General features: G+C 58.2%; 20 protein-coding genes. All 20 read right to left on the reverse strand.

Annotated elements, in window-relative coordinates; translation table 11 throughout:
• Window positions 1–26: 26 nt before the first annotated feature.
• On the reverse strand, window positions 27–317 hold the full coding sequence (locus TSA66_RS26545) for a DUF1799 domain-containing protein (protein ID WP_040039659.1): 291 nt from the start codon (window positions 315–317) through the stop codon (window positions 27–29).
• Window positions 318–334: 17 nt separating this feature from the next.
• Window positions 335–724: a phage tail assembly chaperone gene (locus TSA66_RS08225; protein ID WP_040038625.1), complete on the reverse strand. Its 390-nt coding sequence runs from the start codon at window positions 722–724 to the stop codon at window positions 335–337.
• Between the two features lie 68 nt (window positions 725–792).
• Window positions 793–1,377 (reverse strand): phage tail protein, encoded by a 585-nt coding sequence (locus tag TSA66_RS08230; RefSeq protein WP_232429368.1) that lies wholly within the window; start codon window positions 1,375–1,377, stop codon window positions 793–795.
• A gap of 189 nt (window positions 1,378–1,566) precedes the next feature.
• Window positions 1,567–1,923, reverse strand: coding sequence for a DUF3168 domain-containing protein (locus tag TSA66_RS08235; RefSeq protein ID WP_040038627.1), 357 nt, complete (start codon window positions 1,921–1,923; stop codon window positions 1,567–1,569).
• Entirely contained in the window at window positions 1,920–2,399 is a 480-nt protein-coding gene (locus TSA66_RS08240) for an HK97-gp10 family putative phage morphogenesis protein (RefSeq protein ID WP_052451982.1), read from the reverse strand. Before TSA66_RS08240 ends, TSA66_RS08235 begins: the two co-directional genes overlap by 4 nt.
• Window positions 2,392–2,706: a phage head closure protein gene (locus TSA66_RS08245; RefSeq protein WP_040038628.1), complete on the reverse strand. Its 315-nt coding sequence runs from the start codon at window positions 2,704–2,706 to the stop codon at window positions 2,392–2,394. Before TSA66_RS08245 ends, TSA66_RS08240 begins: the two co-directional genes overlap by 8 nt.
• A 14-nt stretch (window positions 2,707–2,720) precedes the next feature.
• Window positions 2,721–3,290 carry a head-tail connector protein gene (locus tag TSA66_RS08250; RefSeq protein ID WP_040038629.1) on the reverse strand — a complete coding sequence of 190 codons (570 nt, stop codon included), beginning with the start codon at window positions 3,288–3,290 and terminating at the stop codon, window positions 2,721–2,723.
• Between the two features lie 3 nt (window positions 3,291–3,293).
• A complete protein-coding gene (locus TSA66_RS08255) occupies window positions 3,294–3,569 on the reverse strand; it encodes a hypothetical protein (RefSeq protein WP_040038630.1) in 276 nt (91 codons plus the stop codon).
• Window positions 3,570–3,650: 81 nt separating this feature from the next.
• The gene (locus tag TSA66_RS08260; protein ID WP_040038631.1) at window positions 3,651–4,868 is read right to left on the reverse strand and encodes a phage major capsid protein; all 1,218 of its coding nucleotides are present in this window, start codon (window positions 4,866–4,868) and stop codon (window positions 3,651–3,653) included.
• Window positions 4,869–4,939: 71 nt separating this feature from the next.
• Window positions 4,940–5,635, reverse strand: a complete 696-nt coding sequence (locus TSA66_RS08265; protein ID WP_040038632.1) for a head maturation protease, ClpP-related — start codon at window positions 5,633–5,635, stop codon at window positions 4,940–4,942.
• Complete coding sequence (locus tag TSA66_RS08270; RefSeq protein ID WP_157691544.1) at window positions 5,604–6,857, reverse strand: phage portal protein; 1,254 nt, start codon at window positions 6,855–6,857, stop codon at window positions 5,604–5,606. Before TSA66_RS08270 ends, TSA66_RS08265 begins: the two co-directional genes overlap by 32 nt.
• A 74-nt stretch (window positions 6,858–6,931) precedes the next feature.
• Window positions 6,932–8,599 (reverse strand): terminase large subunit, encoded by a 1,668-nt coding sequence (locus TSA66_RS08275; RefSeq protein WP_040038633.1) that lies wholly within the window; start codon window positions 8,597–8,599, stop codon window positions 6,932–6,934.
• Entirely contained in the window at window positions 8,596–9,120 is a 525-nt protein-coding gene (locus tag TSA66_RS08280) for a P27 family phage terminase small subunit (RefSeq protein WP_198358658.1), read from the reverse strand. The genes TSA66_RS08275 and TSA66_RS08280 overlap by 4 nt, the downstream gene beginning before the upstream one ends.
• Before the next feature lie 149 nt (window positions 9,121–9,269).
• On the reverse strand, window positions 9,270–9,680 hold the full coding sequence (locus TSA66_RS08285) for an HNH endonuclease family protein (protein ID WP_040038634.1): 411 nt from the start codon (window positions 9,678–9,680) through the stop codon (window positions 9,270–9,272).
• Between the two features lie 202 nt (window positions 9,681–9,882).
• Window positions 9,883–10,254, reverse strand: coding sequence for an antiterminator Q family protein (locus tag TSA66_RS08290; RefSeq protein WP_040038635.1), 372 nt, complete (start codon window positions 10,252–10,254; stop codon window positions 9,883–9,885).
• Entirely contained in the window at window positions 10,251–10,478 is a 228-nt protein-coding gene (locus TSA66_RS08295) for a hypothetical protein (RefSeq protein WP_052451984.1), read from the reverse strand. The genes TSA66_RS08290 and TSA66_RS08295 overlap by 4 nt, the downstream gene beginning before the upstream one ends.
• A gap of 286 nt (window positions 10,479–10,764) precedes the next feature.
• A complete protein-coding gene (locus TSA66_RS25465) occupies window positions 10,765–13,011 on the reverse strand; it encodes a VapE domain-containing protein (RefSeq protein WP_052451985.1) in 2,247 nt (748 codons plus the stop codon).
• Window positions 13,001–13,333 carry a hypothetical protein gene (locus tag TSA66_RS08305; RefSeq protein ID WP_040038637.1) on the reverse strand — a complete coding sequence of 111 codons (333 nt, stop codon included), beginning with the start codon at window positions 13,331–13,333 and terminating at the stop codon, window positions 13,001–13,003. The genes TSA66_RS25465 and TSA66_RS08305 overlap by 11 nt, the downstream gene beginning before the upstream one ends.
• A 2-nt stretch (window positions 13,334–13,335) precedes the next feature.
• Complete coding sequence (locus tag TSA66_RS08310; protein WP_232429369.1) at window positions 13,336–13,878, reverse strand: phage regulatory CII family protein; 543 nt, start codon at window positions 13,876–13,878, stop codon at window positions 13,336–13,338.
• A 116-nt stretch (window positions 13,879–13,994) separates the two neighbouring features.
• The gene (locus TSA66_RS26095; RefSeq protein ID WP_084199166.1) at window positions 13,995–14,270 is read right to left on the reverse strand and encodes a transcriptional regulator; all 276 of its coding nucleotides are present in this window, start codon (window positions 14,268–14,270) and stop codon (window positions 13,995–13,997) included.
• Window positions 14,271–14,307 lie beyond the last annotated feature (37 nt).

Genomic DNA, 14,307 nt, shown 5'->3' on the forward strand with positions numbered 1-14,307 from the left:
TGCCCGCGCCGGCGGGCAGGGATGAGCTACTTTTCACGCATTTTTTCGAGCGCAGCGGCCTCCATCGCACGCACGCCATCGAAAACAAAGGGCCACTCATCCCGCCGTATGGATGACATGCGCATCACCAGATGCAACGCGTTGTAGTCAAGGCCAATAGGGCCGCCCATTCCGGTGCGCCACTGCGTCGACATTGCAATAAAAACGTCAACAGTCGTTTGGTTTTCCGGCAATATTTCAGCCGGCGGGCCGCTTGCCTCTTCGACGGTTAGACCCAACGCTGAAGCTTCTTCAGCAGACGGATCCTCCTCATACAAAGCGGCAGCGGCCTTCTTTAGTTTTTTTCGCGGTACTCGCGAAGGCCGGTGGCATACGCCTTGTGAATCGCGTCGGTAGCGCCCGCATGCATGTCCACCAGGGAAATGAGCGACTCGCGGCTGAATTCATCGGACAGATCCCATCCTTCGGCAAGCATCAGAATGAAATCCGCGTCTTCCTCGACGCTCTTACCGATAAACTTTTCCAAGGACCACTTCTCTTTTGGGGTGGCGGCGCCATCTTCCTGCGACGGTTTGGCTGCCAGCTCGTCCATCAACTTCCCGTATTCCGTCCTTGTGCGGTACTTGAAGACGAATTCGATTTCGTCCGTTCCGCCGTCGCACAGAGGGATATGGACGGTTTTCTTGAACGCGCCGGGGCGCTTGCCGAGTGTAAGTTTTGCCATGATTTTTCTGGATTGTGGGTGAAAAAAAAGCAGCCCGACGATCAACTCGGGCTGTGCCACATGGTCAGTTACGACGCGTAGCGAACCGGCTCCGCCAGCAGGGACAACGTGATTTCGCAAGCCATGATCTCGTTCACGGTCATGGACGGCGTCTTGTTCAGGCTGATGTAGGCGTTGTAGAGGATGATCGCCTGGTTCGGCAGGACGATTTTCACGGCGCGCGGCAGGCGGTCGTCGTTCGCCTGGGAGGCCAGGACGTAGCCAGCCAGCGTCGGGTCATCCGCGATCGAGATCGAAAGACCGGATGCGCTCTTGTTCGTCGGGATGCGCTTTTCAGCATCGTCTTCCAGGAACTGGTAGTTCAGGAACTGCTGCTCGCCGCCACTGGAACTAGTCTTCAGGATCTGCTGCAGCTGCGTCCAGCCCGTGATTTCGCGCACCGAGCCGATACCGGTTCCGGCCGGATAGAGGGAAGTCGACGTCGAATTGATGCCTTCCAGGCTCACGTCATTCGTTGCCACGGCAGACGCGCGAACGATCTTGTTGTTCAGTTTCGACCAGCCGGAGGTGACCTCAATGAAGTCGCCGACACCAACACCATGCGACGCTTCGAGCGTGCCAACGGCCGGATTCGCATTGGAAACAACAGACATGGCCTTGGAAGTTCCATATCCGGACGCGATGTAAATGGTTGCACCATTAGGCAGACGTACGCCCATTTTTTACCTTTCTTGCCCCTGTAGGGCACTAAAAAAATAGCCCTTCCGGGCAAGAAAAAAGCCGCCACGGGCTACCCCGAAGCGGCTTGCTGGTTTTGGCCGTATGGCCGAATTCGTTATGGTTTAGCGGTCACTCCACACGCTGAAATCCTGTTGAGTCCCGTACAGTTTCAGTTCATCTTCGTGCAGCGCGATGGGGCCTCCGAGCGGCACTGCCTGGATCGTGGTCGCCGTGATGAATGCGGATTCCGCCTGCAGTGCGAGAGCCGAAGCCGCGGTACGCCCATCCGCCCAGACATTCACCTGGAACCGGCCGTTCTTCTTGCTCGGAACGGCGCCCTCCATAAAGGACAGCGGAATGCCGCCGACCTGCTGAAAGGTGATGTAAGGCCGCGGCGTACCGGCGGGTGCCGTGTCGGGATAGACGTGATTGCTGACCAGCCCCTTGAGCAGGTTGAAAATGTCGGCTTCGACAGTCAATTCAGTTTCTCCAGTGTCTTGTCGATTGCTTCACTCATTACAGCGTTTGATGCCTCGATCGCATCGTCGATCTTCGTGTCGTATGCAGGCCGGATGAACGGATGTGCTGGCACGAAGACTGGCTGCAAGGGGCCGTATTTGCCCTGCTTCTTCGTCCAGTGGCCGTTCTCGATCAAGTGACCGTGAGGCGCCTTCGCGGCATTCCAGCTGACGTGATACGTTGCGACGCCGTCACCGCTGTTATCCACGCTGAACGCCTGGTAGATCGCGGCCTTCAGCGCGCCGGGCTCGTATAGCTTGCCCTTGTACATCCGCGCCGATTTTGCGACCGGGACCAGGCGCAACACCTCCTCATACAGCACCTGTGCACCGGCCTGGGCTGCCGGCCGCGCATTCTCCTTGATGACGTCCGTCAGGTGATCGAGCGATGATTTCAGATCATCGAAGTCGAATTTGACAGTGAACGAATCAGGCATTGACCGCCTCGCAAACCAAGTCGACGTGCTGCTTTCTCGCGACGTCGGGCAGCACGGCCTTGATGTTATAGATAATGCCGCCATGGATCACGCGCATGCCGGCATTGATGTCGTCGCGGTGCCGGATCCTGATGCTGACGCGCGTAATAGACGCTTCTGCACCGGCCTTCACCGTCTCCATTCCGGTCTGGTAGCGGATGTCCGCCCACAGATCGGCCACATCGGCCCATCCCGTGGGAAGCGGCTGCCCGATCTCGTCCCGCTCAGTTCCCAGTGCCTGCAGCTTCACCAGGGTGTTGAGTTGCATCGAAAACGCTGCCATTACAGCCCCCAGATTCGATACCGATCGAGCAAATGGTCGATGAACGACGCCTGGACGCTATCCTTTTCCGGAATACCCGAAGGATCGAACTGCTCGACCAGTTTCGCGAGGATGTACAGCTTGATCGCCGGCGGCGTATTCGTCTCGTCGTCGCCATAGCCACAGACAATATCGGCGACTACTGCATTCCTGCGCGCATATGTCGACGGCCAGGATGTTCCCGGTATCGCCAACAGCCGGCATGGCTCAGTCATGTTATCCAGCTCATACAGCGCCGGAGACAGTGTCTGCAGCACGTTATCAGCGTCGTAATACTTGACTGAAGTTACCGATGCGACCGGCGGACGAGGCAATTTGATCGCATCAGGGAAAGCATCCAAGGAGACGCGCCATGTCTGCGACACCAGCGCGCGCCCCATCAGATGCTCGGCGTATTCGATGATGCCCATCAGCCATGCCTGAATAACGGCATCCAGCGCCGTATCGCTCGCGGGAATGCGCAGATTCGCTTTCGCATCGGTGAGCGATACGGCCAGCTTAGCCGGCGGGCTAATGAGCTTCGCCGACATCGCTTACTCCGCCTGATTGGTGGCGCCGGCACCGCCTTCCGCCGTGGAAGCCGCCTTTGCTGCGGCTTCCAGTTCTTCCGGATCCAGATGCTCGATCAGCTCGGCGCCTTGACTGATCACGTACTTAACGGCGTCGGAATCGGTATCGATCTGGCCGGCTTTTTCCAAAGCCTTGGCCTTTCCGGCGGAGAATGTAACGGCCTGGTTCGGCTTGTACGCCACACCATCCACGGTTGTGTCGACAATGACGCGTGCCGGAACTTTGTTTGCTTTTGCCATGTTTTCCTCAAAAGGTGAATAAAGAAGGACGCACGAGCCGGACGGCCCGTGCAGACGTCTGCACTATGCTGCGGCGTGCGTTTAGGTCGCGGAGTGCTGGAAGGTCTTGACGGCGTTCACGTCCAGCAGATTGCCGCCGGCACGTGCCCATGCCAGGAAGCCGACTTGCCCCTTGGATGCGTAGGCGGAGTCTTCGAAGCGGAACAGCGTCAGATCCAAGACGTCGCGGATCATGTAGCGGTCGAAGCAGCCGTAGCCGATGGTCTTGGCATTGGCGCCAGGTTGAGCCATGTCGTTGTTGATGACGACATCGGAACCGAGCAACTGAGCCGGCGTTCCCGTCTTCATGCCGATTTCGTAGGCATCCGCCCAAACAGGACGGCCGGTAGTGTCCTTGATCTTGCGGACCACCTTGCGGGTTTGCTGATGCATCATGAACGCGCAGTTGCCCATCGCTTGATAGGCCGCGTCGATCGACTCTTGCAGATCCACCAGGTCATCGAAGCCGAGGGTCGTAGTATTGCCAGTCGCAGCAGTCTTGCCGACGCTTGCAGCAGTCACGAAGCCAGTCGGCTGACCGGTACCGGTACCCGTCGTAAAGCCGGCATTCATTGTGCGGCCGATACGGTCACGAATGCGCTTGTTCACCATTGCAACGATGTCGATGCTGGAGTCTGCAAGCAATTCAATCGGGATCGTGATGATCTTCGACGATGCCTTGAACGCATTCAGACTGACGGTACCGAAGGTAGGATCAGCGGAGGTTGCCTGAGTGTTTTCTGCAACCCATTCGCCAGTTTCGGAAGTGCCGTCCGAAGTCGGATAACCCATCGCATTGCCGGCTGCGGTCGTGATGGACGAAGCGACGGAGCGCATACCACCGTATGCCTTCAGGTAGTCGATCAGCTCTTGTGCCACATTGGTCTGCACCGCGTAGCCACCCTGCGAACCGGTGCCGGTGGACATCGTGTTACGAATCAGAAGGTGCTCTTCGCGTGACAGCGCATTGACGCCTTCGCGCAGCAGCTTGGCAAATGCCGAGCGCGTAACCGCCTCGCCTTTGTTTTCCGGCGCGCGGCGGAACTGATCGACGTCACGGTTATGAGCCTCGGTTTCGAGGGCAAGCACCTTCTCGACCGCAGCGATCTCTTGTTCCAGTGCTTCGATTTGATCGGCGCGGGCATCGAATGCTGCCTGGTCTTCTTTCGACCAGACGCGATCGCCTTTCTGCTCCAGTTGGTTACGGGCTTCGCGCGCGAGTTGCTGACGTTGCTCGCGCAATGCTTGAATTGATTTCATGGGAAATGTCCTTTCCAAAGGTCGAAAAAAAAGCCGCTCAAGGCGGCAGTAATCGGAGTTGCGCGAGCGCGTTAGCCGATTTCGTGCAGGCGCAGCCGGTTGAGGTTGCGCTGTCGGACCACCTCCCAGTTCGGAGAGTTGTCCTGCTTCTGTTCGATCTTCGGCGCGTTGCTGTATGCCGAAAGATCCCATCTGTTGTTGGCGGCGGGCGCGTCACCGATTGAATCAACGAAGCCGTTGTCGAGCGCTTCTTGCGCCGTGAACCATGTTTCCGCCTTCATCCAGGCCGCGATCTCCTCGACGGACTTGCCGGTTTTCTTGGCGTAGTCGTTGATGATCGAGCCGTCGATTTTGTCCAGAAGCGCGGCTGTTTCGGTCAAGTCATGCTTGTTACCGTAAGCCATCGTCCATGCCTCATGGATCATGAAGAAGGAACCCTCAGCCATGATGACGCTCTTTGCCGCGATCGCCACATAGGTAGCAGCGCTGGCGGCGAGCCCGTCGATATAGGCGGTGACGTTGCCATGCTGCGCGATCGCCGTCGCCATCGCCCGACCGTCGAACACGTCGCCGCCAGGAGAATTGATCCGCAGCGTTACCGCCTGGCCGCTCAGCTCGGCGAGCGTCTTGTTGAACTCGGCAGCGCCGATGCCCCAGTAGGGATCGATCACGTCATAGAGGTAGATCGTGGCGGCATCGCCCTCGGCGCGAATTTTCACCGGATCGCGGCTGGCGTTATTGCGAATCAGTTGAACGAGCTTTTTCATCGTGTTCTGTCCTTCTCGGAGGTTGCTGCGGTTGCGGCGGTTGGTCTGGGTGCGGCGGCTGTTCCGGCGGTCGTGGTTGCTGGCTTTGCTGCTTGGTCGGGTCGTAAAGCACGTCGCCGCCAGTAATCGGCGGCAGATTCTTCGCCTTTCGAAGTTCGTTCACCGTCATCCACCCCGGCCCCTGCGATCCTCCGAGGGCTTGCCGCATATACTCGCCCTCTGCTTTCGAGTCTCCGGCGAGCAGCGCCTCCATCTTGTGCTCGACAAAAGGCGAGGCACGCCGGAACAGTTTCCGGTTGAGCTCCTGCCGGAGTCGGGTGATGTACGGCTGAAGCGAGAACTTTACGAAGCCAATTGTCATCTGCTCGACGCCCGAACCCCATGAACTTGTCGTTTCCTGAGCACCGATCATGTGCGGCGGAACGCCAAACGCACGCGCGATATCGATGACCTGAAATTTGCGCGACTCCAGCAGCTGGGCATCGCCAGCCGTCATGCTCATTTCTTTGATTGTCAGCCCTTGCGTCAATACCATCGGCTTTGCCGCGTTATCGACCCCGGAATACTTTTTCTCGTACTCTTTCTTGAGCTGATCGATCTGCCCTTCGTCCATCTTATTGGGCGAAGTGATAATGTGCTTCGGCGCCGCGCCGTTGGCGAAGAACTTTCCGGAATAAGCGTCTGCGGCCAATGCAACGCCAATGGACTGAAATGCCGCCCATTGAATGACCGACATGCTGCGCATGCCATTGAAGCCGAATCCTGCAAAGTGCAGCATGTCATCCTGGTGCACCGCGCGAACTTCCCCGGTCTGGTAATCAGTGACGATGTACACCAGGGCATCGCCGATCTTGCGCACCTCGACGTAGTCGGGATGCAGCGGACGCATTGCCTTGATGCTGGCCATGCTACGTACGATCTCGACGAAGCCGTCACCACGCAGGCAGATCGACTTGATCACCCACTCCCACATTGAAGCCGCGGTCCAGTTCTCGATCGGCTGCTCGTTCAGAAGCCACCACAATGCCGGCTCAATTTCCTCGCGACCTGTATTCGACTCTTTGTACACGGAAACCGGAATCGCGGCGATCGCGCCGGCGAGTAACCGGACACAGGCATACACCGCAGATACCCGCATGGCAGTATCTGCGGTCACCGGGAAACCGGATGCCGATGGCGCACCACCGAGCAGTTCGATGACCTGCGGATCACTCGATCTCACAAGCGTCGCGTTTTGTATGGACGCAACTTCTCCGCTCCCCTTGCCGGAAAACCATTTTTTGATCGTGTTTAGCATTAGAGAGAGACAAACCCTTGGTCAATACTGTTGTCTTCGAACATGAGCGCACGCCCCATCGCCATCAGCATGGCGACCGGAGCATCGATCTTCTCGCCCGGCTTATCTTTCGTCGGATGCTTGAGCCCGGAGAACTTGGACTCGCGCATGATGACGTTACCTATCATCCACTCCACGCATGTGTTTCCTTCGTGCTGCAGGTCGCCGGTAAGCACCAGGTTCTCGACCTCGATGATCGGTAGCGTGAAGTGCGATGACGTCTGCGTGATCTCGACCATGGTCAGGCCGGCATCGATCAGCTTCGTCACGAAGTAGGCTGCAAACTTCGGGTCATAGGCGGCCTCCTTCAGCTCGAACTTCTTGTAGAAGGACTCCAGGTCGCTGCGGATCACATCGAAGTCCGTCGCATTGCCGTCTGTGACGATCAATTCGCCGAGCCCTTGATAGCGCCGGAAGTGATCGTTTTCCGGCTTCGCAACCTCCGCCTCGTTCAAGTACAAACGGAAGAACACGTAGTGCTTGCGGCCACGCTTGAACACCAGGCAGACGGCTGCAATATCGCTTTTCTCAGCCAGGTCAAGGCCGATCCAGCATTCCTCGCCGGCGAAGTCGTCCAGCGTCAGGTTCGCATCGCCACACTTGCGCCAGTCGTCGACCGGGATCCACTTCTCTCCGCCAGCAAGCCAGATATTCAGGCGCTTGGTCTTGAAGTTCGGCTGCTCGGTCGGCTGCCGCTTTGCCCGCTCGCAAGCATCCCGCAGGCCGCTGAGATACACCGACACGCCCAGATTCGGGTTTGCCTTGGCCCACTCGATCGGATCGTCCCACTTCTTCGGATCATCAACCGTGTAGACCACGGCGAGGAAGTCATCATCCTGGACTATCCCTTCGAGCACCTTCTCGGCATAGCAATGCTGCTCGTACCCGAAGCTGCTCAGATCGAAGCCGGCGGTCGTGATCTCCCAGATCAACGGCTGCCGGCGCGCACCCTGCCCCGACTTGATGACGTCGTAGATTTCGCGATTCGGATGGGCGTGCACCTCATCCAGGATCGCGCCGTGCGGGTTCAAGCCATCCATCGACTTGGAGTCCCGGCCCAGCGGCACGAACTTATCGGCCTTCCCCCTTACGTACAGCTCGCTGCGTCGCTCCGCGATATGCCGGCGCAAGTGTGGGCTTGCCTGCCGCATGCGCACGGCTTCGTCGTGCGTAATGCGCGCCTGTTCCAGCTTGGTCGCAGCCGTATAGACCTCGGAGCCGCCCTCACCGTCGAACACGAACAGGTACAGGCCGACGCCGGCCAGCTTCGTACTCTTGCCGTTTTTACGCGGAACCTCCTCCCATACCTCGCGGAAGCGGCGAGTGCCGTCTGCCCGCATCCAGCCGAAGGCCAGCGCCACCCAGAACTGCTGCCAGGGCGACGGTACAAACATCTGCCCGGCCCACTCGCCCTTTGAATGACGGAGGAACAGGAATGACTCCAGCGCGTGCTGGGCATGAGCCTCGGAAAACCACAGGCCTCGCTCGTGCCCGGTTTCGAGGTCGCGATAATGCCGCTCAACGCCGAGCCGCGTCCAGCGGCAAACCGGAATCTCGCCGGCGAGCACCGCTCTGCCGTAGGCGTCCCAGTCGAAGGTGGCGGTGCGCGCCTGCTTCGGCGCGCTCACTTCTTGCCGACGATCCGCATCCCGATCGCGGCCTTCTGCGAACGGAACTTTTCGATTGGATCGTCGAAGAGTGAGCCCTGCGGACCATCGCCGATGGCCTCGCCCTTGATCTTGTGGAAGCTGGGGATGGTGAGCGCCGCCTCGGGCAACCAGGCGAGCAGCTGTTTCTTGTAGTCCCGTGCCATGTAGTAGGCTGGATCCGGCGCCCGGTATCCGTTCTTGCTTTCGCGGATATGGCTGCCGCCATTGTCACGCTTGACGCGGTCCAGCTCGTCCTCCGCATCCACCCAGTTGACGAACGTGCGACAGATGATGGTCAGCATCATCGCGTCAGTGCGATGGATCAGTCCGTACTCATGCAGCGCCTGGGTGACGTGCCTCCAGATTTTCTTTTCCTTGGCGGACAGCTTGGTGATCTGGTCCGGAATTTCCGAAAGAATTGCCGCGACAGCAGGCGGCACGGACGTAGCCATGTCATCGTCAACCGATGGCAACGCCGTTAAATGGCTCTCTGCGCTCATGATTCTTCAGATCCAAGAAAAAAGAAGTCCTGCAGGATGGAGGGCTGATTTCCTTACCCCCCCCCTACTCCAAAAATATAGCTACGCGAAAATTGACGAACCGGACGGTCTACGTCGATTTTCGGCAGACTTTTGACCACCCCCGGGGGTCAGCGTCCGAAGCCGCCGTCCTCGCGCGCGGTCTTGCGATCGTGGCATGGCTTCGACATCGCCTGCCAGTTCTTCCTGTCCCAGAACAGGGACTGTGCGCGAGTGACCGCTGCCGGATCGCCACTGTCCTTCGCTTCCTTCAGCTTGTGCGGAACGATGTGGTCAACCACAGTAGACGGAATGATCAGCCCTTCGCGCCGGCATTCGTCGCACTCGCACAGCGGATGCTCGCGCAGGTATGTCTCGCGTGCGTTCTGCCACTTGCGGCCATACCCGCGCTCGTTCGCATTGCCACGCCGCTCATCACTTTGTCGCCGGTACAGCGCAGAGTGCTTGTCACAATAGCCCGGCGCATCAACGAGCTTCCCGCACGCTGGATGTCGGCAAACTGTCTTTGCTCGTGTGGCCATGGCGTTTGAAGTAAAAAAGCCGCAGCGCCGTAGGATATTGACGACGTTGCGGCGAGGCCGATGGGGAGTTTCACCGGAGGAGATTACCGAGCACTTAGCTGCGAATTCGTCATTCCGAACGCGCTGCAAAGCGTAGCTGAATCCTACGTATTTTCTCCAATGGTTTCTAGGGTATGCATACACGTCACAAAAGGAAAAAGTTTCACGCGTTAGTATCTGCTATCGCGGATTTGCGCTCTGCCATGCGCTTTTCCACCAGTTTGTGCAGCGATTCCATGCGCGCATAAACGGTGTTCACATGGCAGCGCATGCGCCCGGCAATGGTCTGATTGGACATGCCTTGCACATAGCGCTGATAGCCGGTCTCGTACAGTTCCTTCTTTGACGCCTTGACGCCGGCCATAACGGTGTCGATCTCCATCTCATCAGCGTCCGCGCACAGGTCAGGACCGGCGGTCCCACGGATATGCACGGGCTGGTAGGCCGGATAGCTGCCACCAGCGCCACCGCTTCGACGCAGCCCGTTCATCCACTCGCCCCACCGTTCCAGCCTTTCATCGACCCATTTGATCACTTGTCGCTCTCCCTTTTGATTTCTTCTGACACCGCACGTCCGGTTACCGCGTCCCACGTCACGCGCACGGCTGCGCCGCTATTCACCTTGGTCCCGATCTCGACGCCGTTTTCGCAGGCGTAAAACACCGGTTCTCCTCGTATCCCCCTGCGAATCTGTCCGTCGATCATTTCCTTGCCAAATGCTTCTCGCAGGTCATCGATGAACGCTGTTACCGTCGGCATCTTTTCTCTCAGATTGCTCTTCGACACTCTGTCTAACCTCCTAACCTGCAAAAAATGGTTGGACGATGAAAAACCGCATCAAATAAGGCTCCGTCTAACCTCCTAACCATCCTAACCACATTCAAATTCTCATAAGATATTGATCTTCACTCCCGTGCGTATGCGCACGTAAAACAGGTTGGACGGGTTAGGAGGTTGGACGAAGCCTTGCGCCATCAGGGGGTTAGGCGTCCAACCTTTTGCCATGCGGTTAGACGACCCGGACGGGTTGGACGAACCTATCCTGCTAGATCGGCAGGTCGTCGAGCTCGTCGACTTCACCCCTGACCACGGCTTGCGCAGGCGCCGGCTTTGACGGGCGCAGGTAATACCATTCCCGACCGCCGGTACTTCGCCGCTTCTTTTCCCACCCCATGCGCTTCATACACGACGCGATACGCATCGTCTCGGTCTTCGCGCCGCTAATCTTGCCGATATCGATCTCCAGGGCTTTTGTAAGCAATTCTTCGGACGTCACCTCATCGATCCTGCCGCCAGGGCGCGGCGTCCCACCCACATGCAACGCCTCGCCATCCACATACCGCTGGATTCGCGGCTCCCACGGATCGGCCAGCTCCCGCGCCTCCTGCTCAGGCTCGATCAGCTCGCGCTGCTCTTCCCGCGTCGGATGCCATTTCTCTCCCTGCTCGATCAATACAACCGCCTCCGCAAACAGCTGGTCGCGGACCGCTGCCAACATCTCGGTATCGATCTTCCCGCAGCGCACCGGCCATGAACGCCGGTTGCCCGTGGAGTCCTTCAGGTATTCATCCTGGTTGGTGGTCGCAGCAAAGCAGGTTCGCCGCAGCACATTCACCATGCGCCGGCCATATGGAGCACGGAACCGATCTGTCTTGTTGGTGATAAAGGCCTTGATCGACGTCGAGTCCGCCTTGTTGAAGGAATCAAGCTCGGCGATCTCGTAGAGCCAGACGCCCTGGATCGCCAGATACGCATCCTTGTCGCCGACCTTGAACGGCGTTTCGCTGTACCAGTCGCCGCCGAGCACGCGCAGAGCAGATGACTTACCAGCACCCTGCCCGCCCTCAAACACCGGCATGTAATCCATCTGACAGCCCGGATAGAACGCCCGCGCCACCATCGACATGAGGAACAGCGTGCCCACCAGCGCGTGGTATTTCGTCGGCTCGGCGCCCATCACATCGGTTAGCCAGGTGTGCAACCGCTGTTCGCCGTCCCATGTCAATGATCGGAGATACTCCGTTACAGGGTTGAACTGGTTTTCTCTCGCAGCCTGCGCGACGGCTTTCTCGATTGCGCCATCTGATTTGATGATGATGCTGTAGTTGCGCGCCAGGTACAGGCCCAGGCTGAAATCATCGCCCTCGGTCCACTCGCCGAGCTCGCCGCCCCATGGTGGCACCCGCCGCTTCACCTGCTGCATGGAGAACTCGTTCAGCGCGACCAGCCCCTTCAGAGCCTCGTCGTTCATCAGGATGATGTGGACATTCTCCCGACAGTCTTCGAGTCCACCGCGCGGCTTGGCTATTAGGGTATCGCGCCAATGAGGCTGCTCTCTGTCCGGAGCGGCAACTGGCGACGCGCTAGCCGGGCCAGGGGTAGACGCTGTTTTTTTCGCCGCAGCCGGGGTTAGCCGGGGTGATTTTGGCGGCCGCCACCCTCGGTCGACAGCCATCTTGTAGACACTGGCAACCGTGATGCTGCCATTGCCGAATGATTTCCAGTGCGATTCGAGATCCTTCAGCCCGCCGTACTTGCCAGACTTTTGGGACCACCAATCCCACACGCCGATGCCACCCTCACCCAAGGCATCGTAAATACCCATGCCAACGCGTATCCATTCGTCATAGCCGCAGTCAGCCGGAATGACCGCCAACGCTGATTCCAGCTTGGCACGCTCGTCCACCGGACCGGCAACGGGCGGCGTCGCAGAACGCACCAGGTTCTTTGCTCCTTTCACCGTCACCCGCAGCCGGTTCAATACCGCATCGGATATTGGCGTGATTCCCCTGCTACACCCCATGTACGGCTTCGCGGTGAACGTAAAATATTGCCGTCCACAAAACACCTCGAGCCCGATCTCATTGGATTTAAATGTCTCGGATTCGCCGGCAACGATGATGTGCACACCGGTGCCCGAGGGCGAGTATTCCGTGTAGGAGTCACAAGCGTCGATGATGTTCTGCGCACGCTCGGTAATCGCGCCGTCCTCACGATTAATGCAGCCATCGATGTCAATGCCGATCAACCCATCATTGGGAAGAAAAGCAAATCCGACACCGGAATAACGTCCATTCGTGGACCGCACCACCTCCAGAGCCTTGTCGAGTGTGACAAGCGCAGCGCGGTCAGCCTCGTCGCCCTGCTTGCCAACGCGCCGCGCGCCGCTCGCATAGTAGGGCATCTTCTTCGGCTTTTTCTCACCCGGCTCGAAGCGCCATATAAGCCACTGTGCGCGCTCACGTAAAGACACAGGAACCAGGCTCGGATCAATGCCCGGATCATGTGCCATCGGCCACCTCATCAGTGAAATGCTCGCACAGATCCTCTAGCGCATCCGCAATGCGCAGGCCGGGACCGTACATGCCGATGAAGGCCTCGGGTGCTCGGCGTTGCAACGCCTTGAAGCGATCGGTATTGGCGTTCGATATCACCAGGCGCCCGCTGATGGCGAACACGCCGAACGGCTGTGCATTGGTATGCGTACGTGACAGCACGCGATGAATTGCCTCGGTGAGCGACGTCGCTGCTTTAACGTTGCGCCGGAATTTCGGCATTGCGACGCGCTTTGGCGCACGAGCTGCCGATAGCTTCGGTATCTTCAGTGCGGTCATGACTACGCCTCCGCATCATTTCCGGCACGAGCACGCACGCGGGCCCGCAGTTCGGTCATCGCGCCAATCGCCTCGCGAAATTCCTTTTCGAGCTTCTCAAGCTCGTCGGACTTGATCTTGCCGTCGTTATTTAACGCGTCGTAAATGCCCGAGGCCACATCACCGAATTCCTTCATGGCCCGGCACACGGTCTGCGTCAGATCCTCATCGCGCACATTGTCCAGGCTCGGAACCGGAACCAGCACTTGCCCGAGACGCCAGGCGAACGCCTGTGCAGGTAGCAATGCATCCGGCACACCGGCGTCAATGCACAGCTCAATCACTTCCGTGGCCTCCTCGAACGTCATGTGATGGGTCATGATCCCAGGCCGCAGCTTGTTGTACATGACGGGAACTGTCTTCCCCATGCGTTGCGCCACCGATTCGATACCGCCTTTGAACGAGCGCGCAATCTTATAAAGCGCGTCGTGCTGATTGATCTCCGAATATTTACAGGTCACGGTAAACCTCCCTTTTATTACCGATGTGGAATGTGTTTTTTTCAACTATCGTTCCATCAACAGAGCTTTATCCGCGAGGAAACGATGATTGATATTTCTCAAAAACTGATTTCAGGCCAAAAAAAAGGCGGCGAGCCGAAGCCCACCGCCTGGACGTTGGTCTATCCCTTCTTGTCGCATGCGTGCCGCCCACTTTCTGGAGCAGCGCAGGAGAAACGCAGCACAGCCCATTCAACATCTGGGCGCAGTTGTTCGCATGTCACCTCGCGATCAGTAATTCGCTCAATTGAAGGGCAATAGTCAGCCGGAACGCGATTGATCAGCCATTGCTGAACAACCTGATAAGAAACAGGACGTTCCATAGTGCTGAGGGCATCTGCAAACGCCTTCAGAGTTTTGAATCTGCCAATCGCGAGGTTCAGCGCTTCGTTCTTCATGCGCTTTATTCTACTAGTTTTTCTAGTGCGCGCAAGA

Source organism: Noviherbaspirillum autotrophicum (assembly GCF_000818395.1).
In the GTDB taxonomy this organism is placed as follows: domain Bacteria; phylum Pseudomonadota; class Gammaproteobacteria; order Burkholderiales; family Burkholderiaceae_D; genus Noviherbaspirillum; species Noviherbaspirillum autotrophicum.

Excerpts from the sequence above, each read along its gene's own strand:
- TSA66_RS08225 (WP_040038625.1), bottom strand. The coding sequence starts at position 724 with ATGGCAAAACTTACACTCGGCAAGCGCCCCGGCGCGTTCAAGAAAACC.
- TSA66_RS08230 (WP_232429368.1), bottom strand. The coding sequence starts at position 1,377 with ATGTCTGTTGTTTCCAATGCGAATCCGGCCGTTGGCACGCTCGAAGCG.
- TSA66_RS08240 (WP_052451982.1), bottom strand. The coding sequence starts at position 2,399 with ATGCCTGATTCGTTCACTGTCAAATTCGACTTCGATGATCTGAAATCA.
- TSA66_RS08245 (WP_040038628.1), bottom strand. The coding sequence starts at position 2,706 with ATGCAACTCAACACCCTGGTGAAGCTGCAGGCACTGGGAACTGAGCGG.
- TSA66_RS08250 (WP_040038629.1), bottom strand. The coding sequence starts at position 3,290 with ATGTCGGCGAAGCTCATTAGCCCGCCGGCTAAGCTGGCCGTATCGCTC.
- TSA66_RS08255 (WP_040038630.1), bottom strand. The coding sequence starts at position 3,569 with ATGGCAAAAGCAAACAAAGTTCCGGCACGCGTCATTGTCGACACAACC.
- TSA66_RS08260 (WP_040038631.1), bottom strand. The coding sequence starts at position 4,868 with ATGAAATCAATTCAAGCATTGCGCGAGCAACGTCAGCAACTCGCGCGC.
- TSA66_RS08265 (WP_040038632.1), bottom strand. The coding sequence starts at position 5,635 with ATGAAAAAGCTCGTTCAACTGATTCGCAATAACGCCAGCCGCGATCCG.
- TSA66_RS08280 (WP_198358658.1), bottom strand. The coding sequence starts at position 9,120 with ATGAGCGCAGAGAGCCATTTAACGGCGTTGCCATCGGTTGACGATGAC.
- TSA66_RS08285 (WP_040038634.1), bottom strand. The coding sequence starts at position 9,680 with ATGGCCACACGAGCAAAGACAGTTTGCCGACATCCAGCGTGCGGGAAG.
- TSA66_RS08295 (WP_052451984.1), bottom strand. The coding sequence starts at position 10,478 with ATGCCGACGGTAACAGCGTTCATCGATGACCTGCGAGAAGCATTTGGC.
- TSA66_RS25465 (WP_052451985.1), bottom strand. The coding sequence starts at position 13,011 with ATGGCACATGATCCGGGCATTGATCCGAGCCTGGTTCCTGTGTCTTTA.
- TSA66_RS08305 (WP_040038637.1), bottom strand. The coding sequence starts at position 13,333 with ATGACCGCACTGAAGATACCGAAGCTATCGGCAGCTCGTGCGCCAAAG.
- TSA66_RS26095 (WP_084199166.1), bottom strand. The coding sequence starts at position 14,270 with ATGAAGAACGAAGCGCTGAACCTCGCGATTGGCAGATTCAAAACTCTG.